The organism is Brucella sp. H1_1004 (assembly GCF_047308065.1).
Classification (GTDB): domain Bacteria; phylum Pseudomonadota; class Alphaproteobacteria; order Rhizobiales; family Rhizobiaceae; genus Brucella; species Brucella pseudogrignonensis_B.
Window position 1 is genome coordinate 635,295 of record NZ_JAYKZA010000001.1, and the last position, 17,296, is coordinate 652,590.

Genomic DNA, 17,296 nt, shown 5'->3' on the forward strand with positions numbered 1-17,296 from the left:
AGGCTGATTATCCTTTTTTCTCGCAGTCTATCTCAAGGCGCGTGGCGAAAATCTTCGACATGTCTGTGCCTGCCGGATCGTTGAAAAAGGCTTCGGTCAGTGTGCCCTGATTTTGCGCAAGCGCTTCATCGGGATTAGGGCGAATGACCTCAGACTTGCAGCCTGCAGGCAGACCTTTAACAACCAGCTCATTATCACTCACATAGTCGATCGCCGTATAAAAGGTCGGATCGTAAACACCGAAACTGACCTTGTGTCCCGGTTCAAGCTTTAGCGGCTTTTCAGGCTTGCTGGTGAAAACGATCATCAGATGATTATCGGAGAAGTCAGCTGCCAGATCTTTCGGACGAGCCATTTTAACATCCTTGCCATCGGCAAGCACGGTCTGAAAATATTTGAACTCGGCGATGGAGCTGTTGATGACATGGCCAAGGTCGATCAGCTCGTTTTTGTCGAGCTGCAAATCGCCATTCTTATCAAACTCCATCAGAACCGTTGATGAAAACACATCATCAAAACGCCAGATATGGGCGAGCTGTTCCACCGTTCCGTCCGGTGCAATTGTCAGTTCCAGCCTTGCATCGGCAAAGACATGCGGGTGCGCACTCGCGGCCAGAGGCGCAAACACTGTCGCCAGTGTTACGGCAAGGCCAAGGGGGCTTTTAAGCCATGAGCGCAAATCAAGCATATACGGGTTCCGTCAGTTCATCTGCAAGGCATAAGGGTGAAGGCGGCAAAAGTGGGACGAGTACCGCCTTTTATAACCCCTTGATTACAGTTTTGTGTTTTCGCGCGCTTCGCGGTCCTTAAACCATTGGGTCAGAAAGTCGACCAACGCGCGAATCTTAGCAGGTAGATAGCGGCGGTGCGGATAGACGGCATAGATGCCGCCGTCCCTTACGATGAATTCATCGAGACAGGGAATGAGCCTGCCTCGCTCAATCTCCTCCTCCGCAATAAAGGCTGGGAGCGAGCAAAATCCAAGTCCGGCAATTGCTGCCGTCTTGGTTGCAACGGGACTGTTCACTTCAATGGGGCCATTGACCGTCACCGTCATCATCGAGCCGTCGGTATTGCGGAAATGCCAGTTGTTGCGTGAGCGGGCATTGGTGTCGATGATGCAGGGCTTGTCGTGCAGATCTTCCGGGCGTTCGGGCTTGCCAACGCGCGCAATCAGTTCTGGTGCACCACACAAAACGGAATGGAACGGTGACAGCCTTTTGGCAATGAGCGAGGAATCCTGCAAACGCGTAATGCGAATTGCAAGGTCGAAGCCTTCTTCCACCATATCAACGAAACGATCATCCAGCCGCACGTCGAGCACGATCTCCGGATGGGCAAGGCAGAAATCGATCAGCGATTGTCCGATCACCGCATCGGCAAAGGTACGCGGCGCTGAAAGCTTGATGCGTCCGCGCGCATCTGAACTTGTCTCGCTGACGGCATCCTGTAGCGCGTCGATTTCTCGGATGATCTCGACAGCGCGGTGATAATAGGTGTGCCCGGCTTCTGTCAGCGAGAACTGGCGCGTGGTACGGTTCAAAAGACGGGCGCCGAGTTCATCTTCCAGTTCGCGCACATATTTGGAAAGCAGCGCTTTGGAACGTCCGATCTTTCGTGCCGCAGCCGAAAAACCTTCCGCTTCGACCACGTCGATGAATGCGCGCATACGTGTGAGGGTGTCCATGGTCTAGTCCTGTTTTTCAAAGTTGTTTGAGTTAAGCGCATTCAATATCTGGTACGGTTGGCAGTCCGCGCGCAGTGTTGCGGCCAATGATTGTCTCCGATTGCCCGTTGAAACGCACTTTCTCACTCACAGGGTTAACAAGTGATTCGTTCGAAATTTGCCCATTTTCGCATTCATTTGGCACCCTGACTGCGCCATAAATGCTTCTTGCAACCAAGTGTTCGCCTTTTAACCAGCCGGCATTCGCTTGCATTAGAGGTTTTGAGTGCTTCGCGATGATCGGTTTCAACGGATCGAGGAGCGTCATTGTTCACAGCCAGCAGCTTGTTTTGGGGGGGTATGGTCAATCAAAGGTTAAAATTTGCGACAGAATGTTTCACCATTATTGAACAATGGCAAGCGCGGTAAGTGCATTGGCGCGCTTAAAAATTATTTTTACCGCAACAAAGATTTGTCATTGTATGGACACATCTTTGAGATTATATCGCCCTTGCCCAAAGTCGCACGTGCCTGTGGGTGTCCGCCGATCCTCGAATGGTGAGGAATTCGGTACGGTACCTGGACCTAACCGCTCCAGTTGATCTGTAGGCCAACCGCCAGATCAAGGACATCTTGAAGCAACGACGGTGCGGGCCTTTCTAGTGTCTTTCGGTTGTCCAAAAACCGAAATTACTGAAGAGGCACACCTTCATTGCCAGAAGTGCGGATGCGGTTCTCCAATTCCAATCCAAGGCAGACAAAGCGGAGTAACGCGGGTTTAGCGTTGCTCCACCGCCGCATGAGTTTTCGCGTGACCTCAGCACCTCCAAAGGCTGGCCTCACTGCGGATGCGCTTATGCATACTTTGTCCCTTAGAATGCGGCTTAAGTATACGCCGTGCGGGAGAACGACCATGGCTACACAGCGTATTATCGACTTCCTCAACACTCGCCGCCCGGATGGTCCTTGCCTCGTCGTGGACACCGACGTCGTGCGCGAAAACTATCAGAATTTTGAAAAGGCTTTGCCAAACTCACGCATTTTTTATGCTGTGAAGGCAAATCCTGCACCCGAAGTGCTACGTCTTCTGGCTTCCCTCGGCTCGTGCTTCGATACGGCATCGGTTGCCGAAATTGAAATGGCACTCGAAGCAGGCGCAACACCAAGCCGCATCTCTTATGGTAATACCATCAAGAAGGAGCGCGATGTTGCGCGCGCTTTCGAGCTGGGCATTCGTCTCTTTGCGGTTGATTGCGTAGAAGAAGTCGAAAAGGTTGCACGCGCCGCTCCTGGCAGCCGCGTGTTCTGCCGCGTTCTGACCGATGGTGAAGGCGCTGAATGGCCTCTGTCGCGCAAGTTCGGTTGCGTGCCTGCCATGGCTATCGACGTGCTGCGTCATGCAAAGTCGCTCGGCCTCGACTCCTACGGTGTGTCGTTCCATGTCGGCTCGCAGCAGACGGACCTCACCGCATGGGATCGCGCTTTGAGCGATGCTGCATCGGTCTTCCGTACGCTGGCTGACGAAGGGATCATCCTGCGCATGGTCAACATGGGCGGCGGTTTCCCAACCCGCTACCTCAAGGACGTACCGACCGCACAGGCTTACGGCATGGCGATCTTCGATGCGCTGTCGAAGCATTTCGGCAACCGCATTCCGGAAACCATCATTGAACCGGGCCGCGGCATGGTTGGCAATGCAGGCGTGATCAAGACCGAAGTGGTTCTGGTTTCGCGCAAGTCGGACAACGACAATGTTCGTTGGGTCTATCTCGATATCGGCAAATTCGGCGGTCTGGCTGAAACGATGGATGAGGCGATCCGCTACCAGATCGTGACCCCGCGTGACGGCGGCGAAACTGAGCTTTGCGTGCTGGCTGGCCCAACCTGTGACAGTGCGGATGTTCTTTATGAAAAGACGCCGTATCCGCTGCCGGTTTCGCTGACCATCGGTGATGAAGTTCTCATCGAAGGCACAGGCGCCTACACCACCACCTATTCGGCGGTGGCGTTCAACGGCTTCGAACCGCTCCGATCATACGTCATCTGATCTTTCAGGTTTAATCTGAAATTTCCTCTCAATCTGCCCAGCGCTGAAAGGTGCTGGGCAGGATGTGCGGCTGCCCATTTTTAGGGTGCGATGTCATGAACGCAAATCTGGAAATCCAGGAAAATACTGTTACCGGCTTTTCGCCGCTCTTTGTTCCTGCCTTCACGGTTTCGGTCGAGGCGGCAGAGCACGTTGCTGCGCGCGAAGCTCTGCTTGATCGGGCGATGGGCGAGGGCCGTCGCAGGAAATCGTCGGAAAAGCTTCGCCGTGGTCGTCTGCCCGCGGAAGGTCTGGCTTTTTCGGCGATTGATGACCATGGAATGCTGGTGGGCACTGTCCGGCTATGGAACGTTCACGCAGGACTTGACGCATTTGGATTCCCGGTTTCGGCGCTACTGCTCGGCCCTCTGGCAGTCGATCCATCGACCGCCGGTCGCGGTATTGGCTCGGCCTTGATGCAGCACGCAATTGCCGAGGCAAAGCGGCTTGATCATGGTGCCATTCTGCTGGTTGGTGATCCGGAATATTACGGACGTTTCGGTTTTACTGCCGAGAAGACCGACCACCTTGCCATGCCTGGCCCATTTGAAAAGCGTCGGTTTCTGGCGTTGGAGCTAAAGGTCGGTCATCTCGATGGCGCGCAGGGAGTTCTGCGTGCTAGCGGACGTAAAAGCGCGCGTGCCTAGAGAATTTCCAGTTTTCATTGAACCTTTGGATTTTCTCTATCTTTTTGCTTTGCGCGCATCTTGCTCCGAAAACCGTTTCACACTTTTCGGGATGCGCTCTAACTGATACGCACCAGCCGTCCGAAGTTGCGGACGGCTGTTATGGCAAGCCCTGCCAAGAATCCAGCAATCAGCCCGGCAATGACAATCAGTTTGCGGGACGAGCCAGCCGGTTCAAGCGGCGGACGGGCTGCAGAAATCACGCGAACATTGGTGGTGGTGATGCCTTCCTGTTCGCTCGTCTCGCGCGAGCGCAGCAGAAATGCTTCATAAACGGAACGAAGCGTGGTGGCTTCGCGCTCCAATTCGCGCAGTTTCACACGATCATTGTTGCTGTTGGCCTGCTGAGACTTGAGCTGCGCGAGGCGGGAGCTCAAGTCACGCTCCTGCTGCATCGAACGCGCGACCTCAACTTGCAACGACGCACGGATGCGGCGCAGTTCTGCATCAATATCATTAAGCGCCGTCTGCTTCTGTGACTGAAGTTGGATGTACTGCGGATGACGTGGCCCAAGCTGAGTGGATGCGCCACTGGCATTCTGGCTCGCCAGTGCATATTGCGCACGCAAGGCCGTCAGCGTGTTCGAGCGCAGGTCTTCTGGTAACGTGCCGGAAATAACACTGCCTGTATTTGCATCGTTGAGCACCTGTACCCGCGCCTGAAGGCGCATGGTTTCAGCGCGTTGATTGGTCAACTGATCGTTGAGGCGCGACAGATCATTGTCACTGATAAGCTTGCCATCGACATCAACCAAATCGCGTGATGTACGAAAGTCTGCTGCGGCTTTTTCTGCGGCTTCAACATTTGCCCGCATATCTGCAAGCCGCTTTGAAAGCTCAGCCGCATTGCGGCGTGCCGCATCCGATTGCAGAGAATCGAGTTCTTTCTGGAACACCGAACCGATCAGATTGGCGATTTCGGCCGATTTTTCCGAACTGCGGGTTTTGACGGCAACAGAGTAGATAAACGTTTTTGGATCGCGCCCGATAGTCACACTGTCATAAAGATTATAAAGAACGCGCGTCTCAAGCGCCTGGCCATCGGCGACTGTCTTGGGCTTCACCATGCTTTTAAGCTGCGCGAAAAACCCTGCTACACCGGTCGGAACGAAGGTGCCGTTAAACTCCGGGTCTTTGGTAAGATCCGCCTTATCGATGACTTTGAGCAGAACACTGCTCGAATCAAGCAATCGTGCCTGACTTTCAGCAATCGCCAGCGATGCATCGGTTGGAAGCTGGCCAGGGGTCAGTTCTGTGCCAACGCTTTTTATATTGCGCGGATCGACCAGAATATCCGTTGAAGCGACATACATCTGCGGAATGGTCAGCGCATAAAGCGTTGCAACAAGGCCGCCGAGCAACGTTGTCGCTATCAGCAATCTACGGGACCCGCGAACGAGTTCAATCGCCACGCGCGGATCGATCAGCGGCCTCCATTCATTATCAGGCGCGGCCTGTCGTACTGGCAGCTTTTCTTCGAAGACACTCACTGGTGGCTCCACACTATCGGCTGCTTCTGCTTTGACTTTTGAAGCCTTCTCGCGCTCTGCAATTTTGCGCTCAAGTTCCGCTTTAATAGAAGCCATGCGCGAGCGTAGCTCAGAAACTTCGTGTTCATCAGCAGCCTTTTTTTCCTGTTTGTTTCGGAAAAATTCGGTGCGTTCTTTTGGCGTTGCTGGAGGGGTCCATGGTGGGATTATTGACGGTTGCTCGTCTGAACGCGCGTCAGCTTCTTCGCGGCTTGTCTGCGGCGAGTCCGAGAATGCAAGAAGAGGCTTATCCTCTCTTCCTTTATTGCGCTGGTCGTCACCGCTCATCGTTAAAGATGTCCGTACCCCGAAATGGCTTATCTAAACCCGACTATATGTTTTCTGTGCAGAACAAATGGTTAATTTGCGGATCGATAATTGTCCCACAGCATAATTCCTTAAACTTTCTTCGGTTTAAGGTAAAAATTATGCTGTAAATTTAACAATTTAGAGCGACCTTTGTGCGCCCAACAGGGCGCACGGCGCTCTAGTGCTTATTAATTAAGTCTTTTTCGCTAAGTTCTGGTCTATGGTCGGTATGCGCGACTAATTAAGTAAAACACAATATAATGACGAGGCCCGTGTTTGTTCGCGAAAGCAGTCCAGAAATTGTTGGGTAGCCGTGGGACCGTGGTGCGGGATTATTTCTCTCTCTTTTCAGGTTCCGCTGGGCGACTAGTGGTTTCACTTCTTTATTTCATAGCGCTTGCAAACACGCTGCCCACCGGAGACTTTGGTATTTTTGCCACTGCATCTGGGACTGGTGTCGTGCTGTCGCGCCTCGTCTCGCTGGGGTTCAGTTCGCCACTCTATCGCATTTCAACGGTTAAACCGTTGCTGCTTGGCACTTATACGGCGGGTTATCTCGCGGCAGTTGTGCTGTCATTACCACTTTTCGCCATCTGTTCTTGGCTGGTCTATTTCATCTTTTTTAGTCGCGACATTTCGTTTCTACCCTTTGCCGTGGTGGTGATTGCGGAAGCGCTTTTGTGGCGCTCCACTGAAATGATCATGATCGTCAATAATGGGCTGCGCCGTTTTGGAATCACTGCGCTGCTGGTGATTTTTGGCACCGCCACACGCGCGATTGCGGCTGTGTTGTTTATGTTTTTGGCTGCCACTCACGATATTGCACATTGGGCATGGTGGTATCTGGCAGCAAACGCAGTGGCGCTGACTGTTGCTCTGCGCTTTTACCCGAAGGTGAAGCTTCGTTTCGAGCCGCGACTCTATATGCGGCGTGTGTCTGATTCTTTCGCCGTGATGGGTGCGGAACTGCTCTTTTATATTCAGAGCGAACTCGACAAGCTTCTGGTTCTGAGCATTGGCGGGCCGACCACGACGGGTATCTATGCGATCATCATGCGATTGGTTGATCTGACCGCATTGCCGATCCGCTCTTTCAATATGATGCTGGTTCAGAAGCTTATGCGTAGCCCGGATATGCTGGCGTCGCTGCGCATCAGGGCAGGGCTGGAATTTGCAGTTTTTGCGGTGTCGGTTGCGGGCCTCGGTGCGATGGTGATTTTTCTGCAGTTTTTCCCGACAGCACTTGGTGCAAGCGTGGCGCCGATTGTCGGTCTTCTGCCACTGGTTCTTTTGGTGCCGGGCTTTCGCAATCTCATCGAGTATCAGACAGAAATTCTTTATGCGCGTGGCCAGTCAGGTCTGCGGACAATAAGCATGGTGCTGATGACGGCGGCAAAAGCGTTGTTCGTCTGGCTGCTTCTCCTCAATTTTGGTGATAACAATGATTGGATCGCCGGATTGAATTTTGTTTTTGCAGGCATTTATATTTTGTCGCTGGTTTTCACCTATACCAGCCTTCGCCGGCCTGCCAAACGGGTATAGAAAGCCCGAAGTTGGGCTTCGGGCCGGATAATTTATTTAGCTAGGCGCCGATGATGCGGCGAATATCGGCCACCGACAGGCTGAGGAATGACTGCATACCAATGGCAACCTGATGCGGTTCCATCTCGGCAATGAAGGTTCGAAATTCTTCTTCGCTCGGCGGTGGTGCAAACCACTGCATACGGCAGAGATCGTGGGTATCGTGGAAATGGCCTGCGCCTTCCAGAACATCATCAACGTAATGGCCATAAATAAAGCATTCAGAGAAGCGACGGACATTGCCGATTGCGGCAACCCAATGCTGGCCGGTGTGCTCTTCGATCCGCTCGCACATGCCGACGACTGAATCTCTGCGCCATGAAACAAGCTGGCCGATATAATCATTCAGCGCGCTTTTGCCGTTTTTGACGCCAAGCAGTTTACCGGCATTCTCCGCCCATACCGGATGCTCCGGCCATTCGGGATTGGCAAGTGCATTGGGCCGATAGAACAGGCGCAACTTATCGCCCTGCCAGAGCGTGCCGCAATAGAAAGGCTTCACAAAAGCGGTGTCTGAATCAGTATAAAGAAGGCCGTCTTCCTCGACCTTGCTGGCCAGCGCAATGCGACGCAATTGCTGCACATGCCAGCCACGCAACGGCTTAGCTTTGTAAGAAAGCCAGACACGGCGGCGACCGAGATAGGTGGGATCTGGAAATGCGCGAATCCATGAAGGCAGCAAATCACGCTCATCGATAACGATGCGGTTTGCACTTTCGATATGCCTAAAAAGGGCTACATCTTTGCTGTCGACAAGAATGTAATGCTTGGTGAAACCAGTGACATGCTTGTCCATAGTTTCGCACAAGAGCTTGCAGCGCTCAAAGTCCTGATCCCAGCTGGCGGTAACAATTGCTGTCTTCAAGGCTTACTCCTCAAGAGCTTTTCCTTCACCACGCGCCAGAGGAAAACCGGATTGCCGACAAGGTAACGCTTTGCCAAACGCCGTGGTTCTTGCAGCAGACGATGCACCCACTCCATTTTGATTGTGCGGACCCAATGCGGCGCACGCTGCACGCGGCCGGTATGCAGATCGAACAACGCTCCCACAGCACTCGCAATGGTGCAATGCTCTGCTGTGATATGCTTGTCAATAAACAGCTCCTGCCGCGGAACACCCATAGCGACGAGCAGCATGTCCGGATGATAGTCTTTTAGTTGTGTCAGAATACCGTCAAGATCGGCAGGCTTGAAATAGCCGTCGGAGATTACGCGGAAATCGTGCTGTGGTATCTGCTTTTTGAACAGCTCAGCTGCATCTGCGGCAACGCCAGGACCGCCGCCCAACAGCGCTACTTTCATCGGGCGCTTTATGTGCTGCATCAGTCCAGGAATAAAGTCCGTCCCGTTGAGATTGGCAGGGAATTTTTCGCCGTAGGCAACTTTGCTGGCAATATCAACGCCGATACCGTCAGGCAGGATCAGGAAATCCTTCAGTGCGGTCATATAGAGAGGGTCTTCGTGCGCTATATTGGCATTGTTGGCATTCAGCCAGCCCTGTTTTAGAAATTCGCGTTTTTCTATGCGCTTCTCAAAATAAGCGAATGAACTGTCCCAATCGAAACAGACAACTCTGATGCCGAGAATATTTTTGTATTCAAGCTTTTCGGGGGAAGCAGTCGTCATGTCAGTTCGCTTTTCCTGTCATGTCCTGAAGTTTCTTTAGTCCGCGGGCGATTGCGCTGTCCATGCCTGCGATTTGTGCCTGTTTAAAGGCTTTTCCGTCGAGTTTTTGACTATCACCGTCATTGATTTTTTTCAGTCTTTCAATAACGGCGGCAGCAAATTCTGCGGGCTTATCGGTAATGGTGCAGTTTGCCGGAACATTTCCAATACCGCGAACCGAATGGGCTGTCGCGACACTCGGCAATCCGAGTTCAAATGTCTCGATCGACTTTAACTGAACACCCGTGCCTGCGCGGCTGATCAGCGGTACAAGCTTGCAGCTTTCTACAAATTTCGTTGCATCGGGAACTTTGCCGACGAAATTTACGCCGGGCCATGCTGCAATCAGATCAGCGGGTGTGCTTCCAGCAATCGCAATCGAAATGTCTTGTGGCAGCAGCGGTTTCACTTCACGCAGGAACCATTCAAGGCCGATACGGTTTGGGTGCCATGTCCACGTGCCGATTAAAGCAAGATCATATTTTGCAGTCGGCGTCTTAGGTGTCGCGCCATTGTCCGGCATAACCAGCGGTAATGTCGCAAACTTTTCTGATGTCAGGCAGAGTGCCGGGCCATCTTCTTCCGCAAAGGTGAAAACAAAGCTAGCCTGTTTGCACAGCCGGTTTTCTAGTTTCTTGAGAACACGCGCTTCGCGCGCAAATAAGATTTTCTGAATTTTACTCTGGGTATCGGCGGCATTCTCTTCTGCCGAACGATGTTCGACATTATGCGCGATGAATATCGAAGGCTTGTCTTTGAAAACATCTTCAAATGCACCAGGAAGCGTGACGCCATTCAGAACATAGGCGTCGAAGTCGCCAAGATCGCCAATCGCTTCGCGGATTTCTACCGCCGGGATCACGCGTAGTTTTGCGGAGGATACCGTAAGCCCGGTCAGAAATGATTTTAGCACCCAGCCGACTTTGCGTTTGATCCCCGCACCTTCGGTTCGCACTTCCACTTCCCCAAGCACAACAGTGTCTTTGCTTTTGACCGCCTTATGGCCGGGCCATGTGAAACCTAAAACAGTTACCTGCGCGCCTGCGCGACGAAGGCCGTCAATGACGGCTGCGTTTGCAACTTCGTAACCTGTCGAAGCGACAGCGTGCGGAACAAGTGATGTTACGAAGACAAGACGAAACGGTTGCAATTCAGCTCCTGACAAATTTAAACGCTTGACCAATCATTATGAATGACTGTGTTTGACAGTCTCTACAGCCATGCAGTGAACTTTTCTTTAAGCGTTTATCTATAGTGGAAAGATAAATATAAAATATAAAACTCTGAAATAAATCGGAAGCCGAGATGTCAGATTTACCAGATCATATAGAAGTAATCGCTAAAACGCCCGACCTTGCTTATGACGAGATCGATATTGTTGTGTCGCTTCCGACATTCAAGCGGCCTGAGCACCTTATCAGAACCCTTGATACACTCAATGCGCAGACAACAAAGCGCAAATGGGCTGTTGTTGTTATTGAGAACGAGACCGAAAAGAAGGAGGGTGCAACTGTTGCAGCCCCACTTTTCGAAGCTGGCAAATATAATGGGATGCTGATCGGTGAATCGCATCGCGGCAATTGCAATGCCTATAACGCTGGCTGGCTGACCGCGACGAAGTATTTCCCAAACTTCAAATACATCATCGTCATCGATGATGACGAACTGGCAGATCCGGACTGGATCGAAAACATGGTTTCGACGGCAGAGCGTTATGACGTAAGCCTCGTTGGCGGTCCGCAATATCCGATTTTCGAAAAGCCCAATTCGGAACAGTGGGCGAAGCATCCTGTGTTTCTTCCGCATTATACCAAGACTGGCCCGGTTCCGATCATCTATTCGTCGGGCAACCTTTTGATCGCCCGTGCGGTCATTGAAGCCCATAGCTATCCGTTTATGGATCTCCAGTTTAACTTTACCGGCGGCGGCGATTCTGACTTCCTGTCTCGCTCGATTGCCAAAGGCTTTAAAGTTGCTTGGTGCGCTGAAGGCATCGTTCGCGAAACAATTCCAGAGCGCCGATTGGAAAATGACTGGATTCGTTCGCGGGGCCTGCGCAATGGCGTTCTTTCGACGCTCATTGAGCAGCGCAAGCGTAAGGATGAGCCACTTGGTCAGGTACGTGTATTTCTGAAAAGCCTTGCTTTGCTGGCTTATTCGCCAATCAAGGCTGTGAGAAGAGGCGTTGCCGCAGGTTTCGCACCTGTTGGCATGTACTTCATTCATATCGGTTTGGGCCGTGTGATGGCGCATTTTGGCTATCTGAACGAACAGTACCGAAACCCAGATAAAAATTGATCAAATCTGAAAAACGAGGCCGGCTATGAAAATATCCGGCCTTATATTATTTTAAAGAGTATTAAGCGCTGCGTCTCATTTGTATACGCGCATTTGCCATCGCGTCGGCTAAACGAGTAGTATTTTTAGCGGCGTCAGCATCAGCATCATCGAACACGATATGGTTCATTTCCACGCTTGCGCGCTTACCTGATAAAGTTAGTCGAAAATATGCGTAAACTCCCATGTTGCGAAATTCCATGTCCAATATAATTGATGGTGCGGAAAACCAGTCGCAATTTAGCTCACCGCCGTGTCCGAGCGAAAGTGTGCCCGGAAAGAAATAGAGCTCTGTCGCTGAACTAACCAGATCAGCGATATTGGCAAAAAGTTCACAGCGGATAAAAGCGATGTAATCAGCTGGGTCGACTAGTCGCAGTTCTGCAACGACTTCGCTAATATTTTCGGCAATTATTGCCTCGCGTTCCTTTGAGAATTGTAAACTCTTCATCCAGTCACCACCGATCTGCAGAAACAAGAAATATAAGAATAGAGCGATATAAAATCATTTCAAACCTATCAACGAACAGAGTGTCGAGAGTTGATCACTCGGATCAATTCTGCCACGGCTTTATAAAATTCTGGAGCAATCATCTGATCGACATTAACCTGCTTATAGAGGGCACGTGCTAGTTGAACATTCTCAAATACCGGGATGGAATTAGCAGTTGCTATTTCTCTTATTTTCAACGCAATGAGATCTTGCCCTTTTGCAACAACGATAGGCGCCGCATCTTCATTGGGGCGATAGCGCAATGCTACAGAAAAATGGGTTGGATTTGCGACAATCAGCGTGGCAGTTGGGACAGCGTTGATCATGCGGCGCCGGGCGCGGTCTCGTCCCAGCGAGCGCAGGCGTGCTTTAACCAGTGGATCGCCTTCCGACTGCTTAAGCTCGTCCTTCACTTCCTGCTTGGTCATGCGCAGTTCCTGCTTCCAGTGAATGCGCGACCATGCAAGATCGAAGCTAGCAATCGCGGTGATCGCGAGAACATTGGCCACCAGAAGCCGCACCAGATTTTTACGCAGAAACTCGGGTAGTGCACTTGGGTCTGTCGCTACCGCTTCGGTGAAGAGATTGTTGCCTTTGAAGAAGACAAAGAACACGATCACGCTTGCGGCAATGAATTTCGCCAATGATTTGAGAAACTCAACTTGACCGGCACGACCGAAAATGCGCGACCAGCCTTTGAGCAGGGAAATGCGCGATGCTTGTGGGCGAATACGCTCACCGACAAATCGCGGTGCATTCTGGAAGGCGGATGCAGCAATGCCCGCAAGTGGAATGATGATGAAGACCGGAATGAGAGCTGCACCGACAGACAGAGCCAGAATGCCAAACAGATGGCTTGCATCTTCTGCGCTGTTAAGGGTCCAATCTTCCGGGCGGTCCATCAGTTCGCGCAAGAAGACAGCCAGTTTGGTTGTTGCGGGTGCCGCGACGAAGACTGCAATCACCAGAAAGGACGCGATACCAGCGAGGATCGGGATTTCACGAGAGAAAGGCATGTTGCCCTTGTCCAATGCGTCGCGGATCTTCTTCTCGGTCGCTTCCTCGGTTTTGCTCTCTTTATCGGTATCGTCGGACATCTGTCACACGAGGTGTTAGTTCGCACCGTCACCAGAATCGAGGGTGATAATACCCCGTTCTGAGAGATCGATGGCGATGCGTGCGATTGCACGTCGTGCGTCTGCGATGTTTTGGCTGGTAATGTTGCCTTGTTCGGCGGCCAGTTCGCTTTCGACCATGCGGCGACCGCGCGTGGAAAGCGAGGAAAGCACCATTTCCCGAAGCGACGCATCCGCACCCCGCAGAGCGGTTGCAATCTGTTCGGTCTGGACTTCATCAAACAGCAGAAGACGCGCACGTTGTGGAAGCCGTTCCACATCTTCAAAGTTAAACAGCTTAGATTTAATGCGCGCGATGTCGTCCTGGCTGAGATCTTTGAGGCTCGACATGAGCTCTTCCATCTCCTGTCGGTCGAGCTGGTTGAAGATGTTGGCGATCTGCCCGTGATGGGCTTTGACCGGGCCTGCATCGCTGCGGCCAAGGAGGTCGCGACGCAATACATCTTCCAGAAGATCGGCTGCAGCTGGCGCAACATTGCCAATATGCAGCGAGCGCTGCACGACGGCACTGCGCAGCTGTGGCGGCAGACCTACAAACATGCGGGCGGCGAGGTCCGACGGCAGTTTGGAGACGATATAGGCGATGATCTGTGGATGCTGATCGGCGAGATAGGCCTGCAGGCTTTCGACCGGCAGTCTCGCAAGCTGTACCCAGACGGATTCCTGCACGAGCTGGGGCTGAACGCGCTCTTCAAACACGGCATCGGCTTCGTCTTGTGGCAAGGCTTCGCGCAGCAGGCCTTCAAAGCGCTGTGCTGCTTCTGAAACGGGCGCGCCTTCGGCAAATGAATCTTCGAACTGCTTCACCAGATGTTCAAAGTCGAGCGGAGAAATGGGTTCAAGCGTGCGGGCATGGCCTGCAAGCTTCCGCAAATCTTCGGCGTTGAAGTGTTTGAGCAGCCGTGAGGCGGAAGGACGGCCGATTGCGACGAGGATCGCAGCCGCTTTCTGCGGACCGGAAAGAGTGTCAATCACTCCGCTTACGCTGTCATCGAGAGGCTTCTGCGATTCATTATCGGCCATGGTCGATCCGTTACTTACCGATGATTTCGGTGAGGCTGACGCCGAAGCGGGAGGAATCGTCTTCAAGAACGATCACTTCACCGCGCGCAATCACACGTCCATTGACGACGATATCGACCGGATCACCGATCTGCTTGTCGAGGGTGATAACAGCACCGCGACCAAGCTTCATCAGATTGGCAACAGGCATGGTCGTTCCGCCCAGCACGACCTGCACGTCGACCGGGATGCCCATGATGAGCTCGAGATTGGGCTTCGCTGCGCCTGTCTTTGCAGCGCGCGGCTTATCTTCCTGCAATTCTTCGATCGCCTCGTTGAGCTCATGCTGCATGTCTTCATCCTTGCTTTTCTTGCTCATGCCTGCCCCGCAATTTCAACGGTCGCCTTCTTGACGGCGCGACGTACGAAGACAGGTAGTGCGTTCTTTTCTTTTGGCGCAGGCTCGCTTACGGGAGCGAAAGCCTGCTCTTCAATACGGGCGACTGTCGCCGTAACATTGCGTGCCTGACGCACATCACGGGAAAGAGCCTTGCGCACGCGATTCAGCTCCTCAATCGCTTCGTCCATTTCTCGACGAACGCGGGCAGTTTCAGCGAGACGGGCTTCAAGGCGGACGGTTTCATCTGCAACATCGGTGCGCTGGTTCTGCAAAGATTTTGCAACGCGCTCCAGACCGTTGGAAGCCGCAGCCACGCGAAGCGTCAGCAGCTTGCCGAGCTTGATCGTCTCATTGGCTTTGCGCCCGACGATGATGAGCGCACCAAGCGAGCCGAGAGCCATCAGCGTGGAAAGTATGTTAGCCAGCAACAAGCTCATCGATGAGATCCTCTTCCTGATTGACCGGATCGCCAACCTTGACTGTAAAGTGAATGCCGGACTTGCCGAGCGTGCATTTGAAAAGCTGCTGATCGCCAGCGCGCAGACGTACCTGTTCCATGGCGTCCATCGGGAGCTTCAGAACCTGACCGATTTCAAGCTTTGAAAGAGCGTCGAGCGTCAGGCTTCCCTGCTGAATGAAGGCTTCCAGCTCGATCCGTGCGCGGCTGACTTCGCTGCGCATTCTTTTGCTCCAGGCAGGATCTGCCTGATCCATCGGACGGCGCAGGAATGCAGCCACGGCATCTTGCATTGGCTTGTGCGTGCTGCGAGGCAGAAAAAGATGCACAGCCCCTGTCTTGCCTGCCGCGACCACATCAATCCGGCAAACGAAGAGGCGCGAACGCTCGAATTCCTCGCTATTGAACTCAGCCGCGTCAGTGCATTCGCCTGCAGCAAACAGCGCCTGGGCGGTGTTTGAGAAAACCTGATCGAGCGCTGCAGCCATGTGGGATATCAGCAGGTTCGATATTTTGCGCTCCAGCAGACCGAAAGGGCGTTCCAGATCGAAGCTTCCAAGATTTCCCTGTGCACCAAACATGGCTTCAATCACGGAAAATACCAGTGTCGCATCAGCGGTTACATAGAGCGTGCAACCCCAGCGATCGGCTTTAAGCGGCGCGATAATCGCAGCCTTGTCCATAATGGCATTGAATGCTGCATCGTCCGCAGCCTCAACCTGGCCTGCTTCCGCATCAAATGCAGCAGCACTGCCCTGTTTGAGACGACCGCAAAAATGGGTGGATGCATCCTTGAACACATGCGCAAGCGACTTCAGATCGTCGCCCGACAATCCTGCCGCCCGCAACAGATTTTCAGCGAGCACGTCGTTTTTGCGGTTCTGGCCCAGAGTGGTCATATCAGGCTGCCTGCTGGATCGGCGTTGTCGCCATGGTTTCCTGCTCGACAACGTCGATGCTTGGACGTTCATAAGCGGAGATCGTCTTGCGGCCGTATTCGACGGCGATCTGCGGCAGCGAACCGTTCATATATGCAAGCAGGGTCTGCTTGACGACGGTGTAAAGACGGTTGTTCTTATCACGCGTCGACTTGATCTTGGTAGCAATCGGACCAACGACACCATAGGAAAAGAAGATACCTGCGAAAGTACCAACAAGGGCCGCACCAATCAGATGGCCGAGCACTTCCGGGGACTGGTTGAGCGCACCCATCGCTTTAATAACACCAAGAACAGCCGCGACGATGCCGAGGGCAGGCAGCGCTTCGGAAATGCTGACCATCGCCTGATAAGGCTTGAGCTTGTCGCGCGAAAGCGTGTGGATTTCTTCATCCATAAGCGCTTCGATTTCATGCGAACGAACATTGCCAACGATGATGAGGCGGCAATAATCGCAGATGAAGTGGATGAGGTCGTCTTTTTTCAGGATGTTCGGATATGCCTGAAAGATCGAGGATTCTTTGGGGTTGTCGATATGGACTTCCACCTCGTTGCGCGACTTGGCGCGCAGCTCACGCATCAGGCTATAAAGCAAGCCGAGAAGATCGAGATAATCACGCTGCTGGGGCACTGCATTGGTGAAGGCCTCAACGCACGCCTTGCCCGTATCTTTCACAAGTGAAAACGGGTTGGCGATGAAGAATGTGCCAAGGGCTGCGCCCAGAATAATGACGAATTCCCACGGCTGAACAAGCACGCCGACGTGACCGCCCATGGCGATAAACCCGCCCAACATGCAACCCAATGTAATGGCAAGGCCGATGAGAATACCCAAAGCTCAGAACCCCTCAGACACAATTCCTATAATTGCATCATAAGGGGGCTGGCTTGCGTGAGGCTTGCTTTGCGAAATTAATTATTCGCAAACATTCAGAAAATGCACTTTATATTTTTGCTGGAAGTATGGTGCAAATTTTGTCGGGAGCAGAGACATAAGAAATGCTCGCTTCA

At 52.7% G+C, this 17,296-nt stretch carries 18 protein-coding genes; 4 read left to right on the forward strand and 14 right to left on the reverse strand.

Annotated elements, in window-relative coordinates; translation table 11 throughout:
- Positions 1 to 7 precede the first annotated feature (7 nt).
- The 3 genes from U2P60_RS03110 to U2P60_RS03120 all read right to left on the reverse strand — a co-directional run bounded on the left by U2P60_RS03110 (position 8) and on the right by U2P60_RS03120 (position 1,994).
- Positions 8 to 688, reverse strand: a complete 681-nt coding sequence (locus tag U2P60_RS03110; RefSeq protein ID WP_064321407.1) for a DUF1007 family protein — start codon at positions 686 to 688, stop codon at positions 8 to 10.
- 84 nt (positions 689 to 772) lie between these two features.
- Positions 773 to 1,687 carry a LysR family transcriptional regulator gene (locus U2P60_RS03115; RefSeq protein WP_313829149.1) on the reverse strand — a complete coding sequence of 305 codons (915 nt, stop codon included), beginning with the start codon at positions 1,685 to 1,687 and terminating at the stop codon, positions 773 to 775.
- Between the two features lie 31 nt (positions 1,688 to 1,718).
- The gene (locus U2P60_RS03120) at positions 1,719 to 1,994 is read right to left on the reverse strand and encodes a hypothetical protein (protein ID WP_413571253.1); all 276 of its coding nucleotides are present in this window, start codon (positions 1,992 to 1,994) and stop codon (positions 1,719 to 1,721) included.
- A gap of 585 nt (positions 1,995 to 2,579) precedes the next feature.
- On the opposite strand from U2P60_RS03120, the gene odc2 reads away from it, so the two are divergent.
- A complete protein-coding gene (odc2, locus tag U2P60_RS03125; protein WP_413571255.1) occupies positions 2,580 to 3,713 on the forward strand; it encodes an ornithine/lysine decarboxylase in 1,134 nt (377 codons plus the stop codon).
- Positions 3,714 to 3,808: 95 nt separating this feature from the next.
- Positions 3,809 to 4,399 (forward strand): GNAT family N-acetyltransferase, encoded by a 591-nt coding sequence (locus tag U2P60_RS03130; protein ID WP_413571258.1) that lies wholly within the window; start codon positions 3,809 to 3,811, stop codon positions 4,397 to 4,399.
- A 98-nt stretch (positions 4,400 to 4,497) separates the two neighbouring features.
- Here U2P60_RS03130 and U2P60_RS03135 read toward each other — a convergent pair whose 3' ends face one another.
- Complete coding sequence (locus tag U2P60_RS03135) at positions 4,498 to 6,255, reverse strand: GumC family protein (protein ID WP_413571260.1); 1,758 nt, start codon at positions 6,253 to 6,255, stop codon at positions 4,498 to 4,500.
- A 297-nt stretch (positions 6,256 to 6,552) separates the two neighbouring features.
- Here U2P60_RS03135 and U2P60_RS03140 point away from each other — a divergent pair, with 297 nt between their 5' ends.
- Positions 6,553 to 7,818, forward strand: coding sequence for a lipopolysaccharide biosynthesis protein (locus U2P60_RS03140; RefSeq protein ID WP_413571262.1), 1,266 nt, complete (start codon positions 6,553 to 6,555; stop codon positions 7,816 to 7,818).
- Between the two features lie 40 nt (positions 7,819 to 7,858).
- On the opposite strand, the gene U2P60_RS03145 is transcribed toward U2P60_RS03140, so the two are convergent.
- From U2P60_RS03145 to U2P60_RS03155, 3 genes are read right to left on the reverse strand one after another with little or no spacing between them, the layout of a single operon-like run.
- Positions 7,859 to 8,722, reverse strand: coding sequence for a DUF6492 family protein (locus U2P60_RS03145; protein WP_413571264.1), 864 nt, complete (start codon positions 8,720 to 8,722; stop codon positions 7,859 to 7,861).
- The gene (locus tag U2P60_RS03150; protein WP_413571266.1) at positions 8,719 to 9,483 is read right to left on the reverse strand and encodes a WecB/TagA/CpsF family glycosyltransferase; all 765 of its coding nucleotides are present in this window, start codon (positions 9,481 to 9,483) and stop codon (positions 8,719 to 8,721) included. Before U2P60_RS03150 ends, U2P60_RS03145 begins: the two co-directional genes overlap by 4 nt.
- 1 nt (position 9,484) lies before the next feature.
- Complete coding sequence (locus U2P60_RS03155) at positions 9,485 to 10,672, reverse strand: glycosyltransferase (RefSeq protein WP_413571268.1); 1,188 nt, start codon at positions 10,670 to 10,672, stop codon at positions 9,485 to 9,487.
- Positions 10,673 to 10,827: 155 nt separating this feature from the next.
- Between U2P60_RS03155 and U2P60_RS03160 the strand changes: the two genes are divergently transcribed.
- Positions 10,828 to 11,820 (forward strand): glycosyltransferase family 2 protein, encoded by a 993-nt coding sequence (locus tag U2P60_RS03160; protein WP_413571270.1) that lies wholly within the window; start codon positions 10,828 to 10,830, stop codon positions 11,818 to 11,820.
- Between the two features lie 61 nt (positions 11,821 to 11,881).
- On the opposite strand, the gene U2P60_RS03165 is transcribed toward U2P60_RS03160, so the two are convergent.
- From U2P60_RS03165 to motA, 7 genes are all read right to left on the reverse strand, one after another.
- Positions 11,882 to 12,310, reverse strand: coding sequence for a hypothetical protein (locus U2P60_RS03165; protein WP_413571272.1), 429 nt, complete (start codon positions 12,308 to 12,310; stop codon positions 11,882 to 11,884).
- A gap of 68 nt (positions 12,311 to 12,378) precedes the next feature.
- Entirely contained in the window at positions 12,379 to 13,449 is a 1,071-nt protein-coding gene (gene flhB, locus U2P60_RS03170) for a flagellar type III secretion system protein FlhB (RefSeq protein ID WP_413571273.1), read from the reverse strand.
- Between the two features lie 15 nt (positions 13,450 to 13,464).
- Positions 13,465 to 14,511, reverse strand: coding sequence for a flagellar motor switch protein FliG (locus U2P60_RS03175; RefSeq protein WP_413571275.1), 1,047 nt, complete (start codon positions 14,509 to 14,511; stop codon positions 13,465 to 13,467).
- A gap of 10 nt (positions 14,512 to 14,521) precedes the next feature.
- A complete protein-coding gene (gene fliN / locus U2P60_RS03180; protein WP_039860233.1) occupies positions 14,522 to 14,869 on the reverse strand; it encodes a flagellar motor switch protein FliN in 348 nt (115 codons plus the stop codon).
- The gene (locus tag U2P60_RS03185; protein ID WP_413571276.1) at positions 14,866 to 15,327 is read right to left on the reverse strand and encodes a BAB2_0123 family type IV secretion system effector; all 462 of its coding nucleotides are present in this window, start codon (positions 15,325 to 15,327) and stop codon (positions 14,866 to 14,868) included. Before U2P60_RS03185 ends, fliN begins: the two co-directional genes overlap by 4 nt.
- A complete protein-coding gene (locus U2P60_RS03190; RefSeq protein WP_413571277.1) occupies positions 15,308 to 16,246 on the reverse strand; it encodes a FliM/FliN family flagellar motor switch protein in 939 nt (312 codons plus the stop codon). The genes U2P60_RS03185 and U2P60_RS03190 overlap by 20 nt, the downstream gene beginning before the upstream one ends.
- A 1-nt stretch (position 16,247) precedes the next feature.
- Complete coding sequence (gene motA, locus U2P60_RS03195; RefSeq protein ID WP_413571278.1) at positions 16,248 to 17,120, reverse strand: flagellar motor stator protein MotA; 873 nt, start codon at positions 17,118 to 17,120, stop codon at positions 16,248 to 16,250.
- Positions 17,121 to 17,296: the final 176 nt, after the last annotated feature.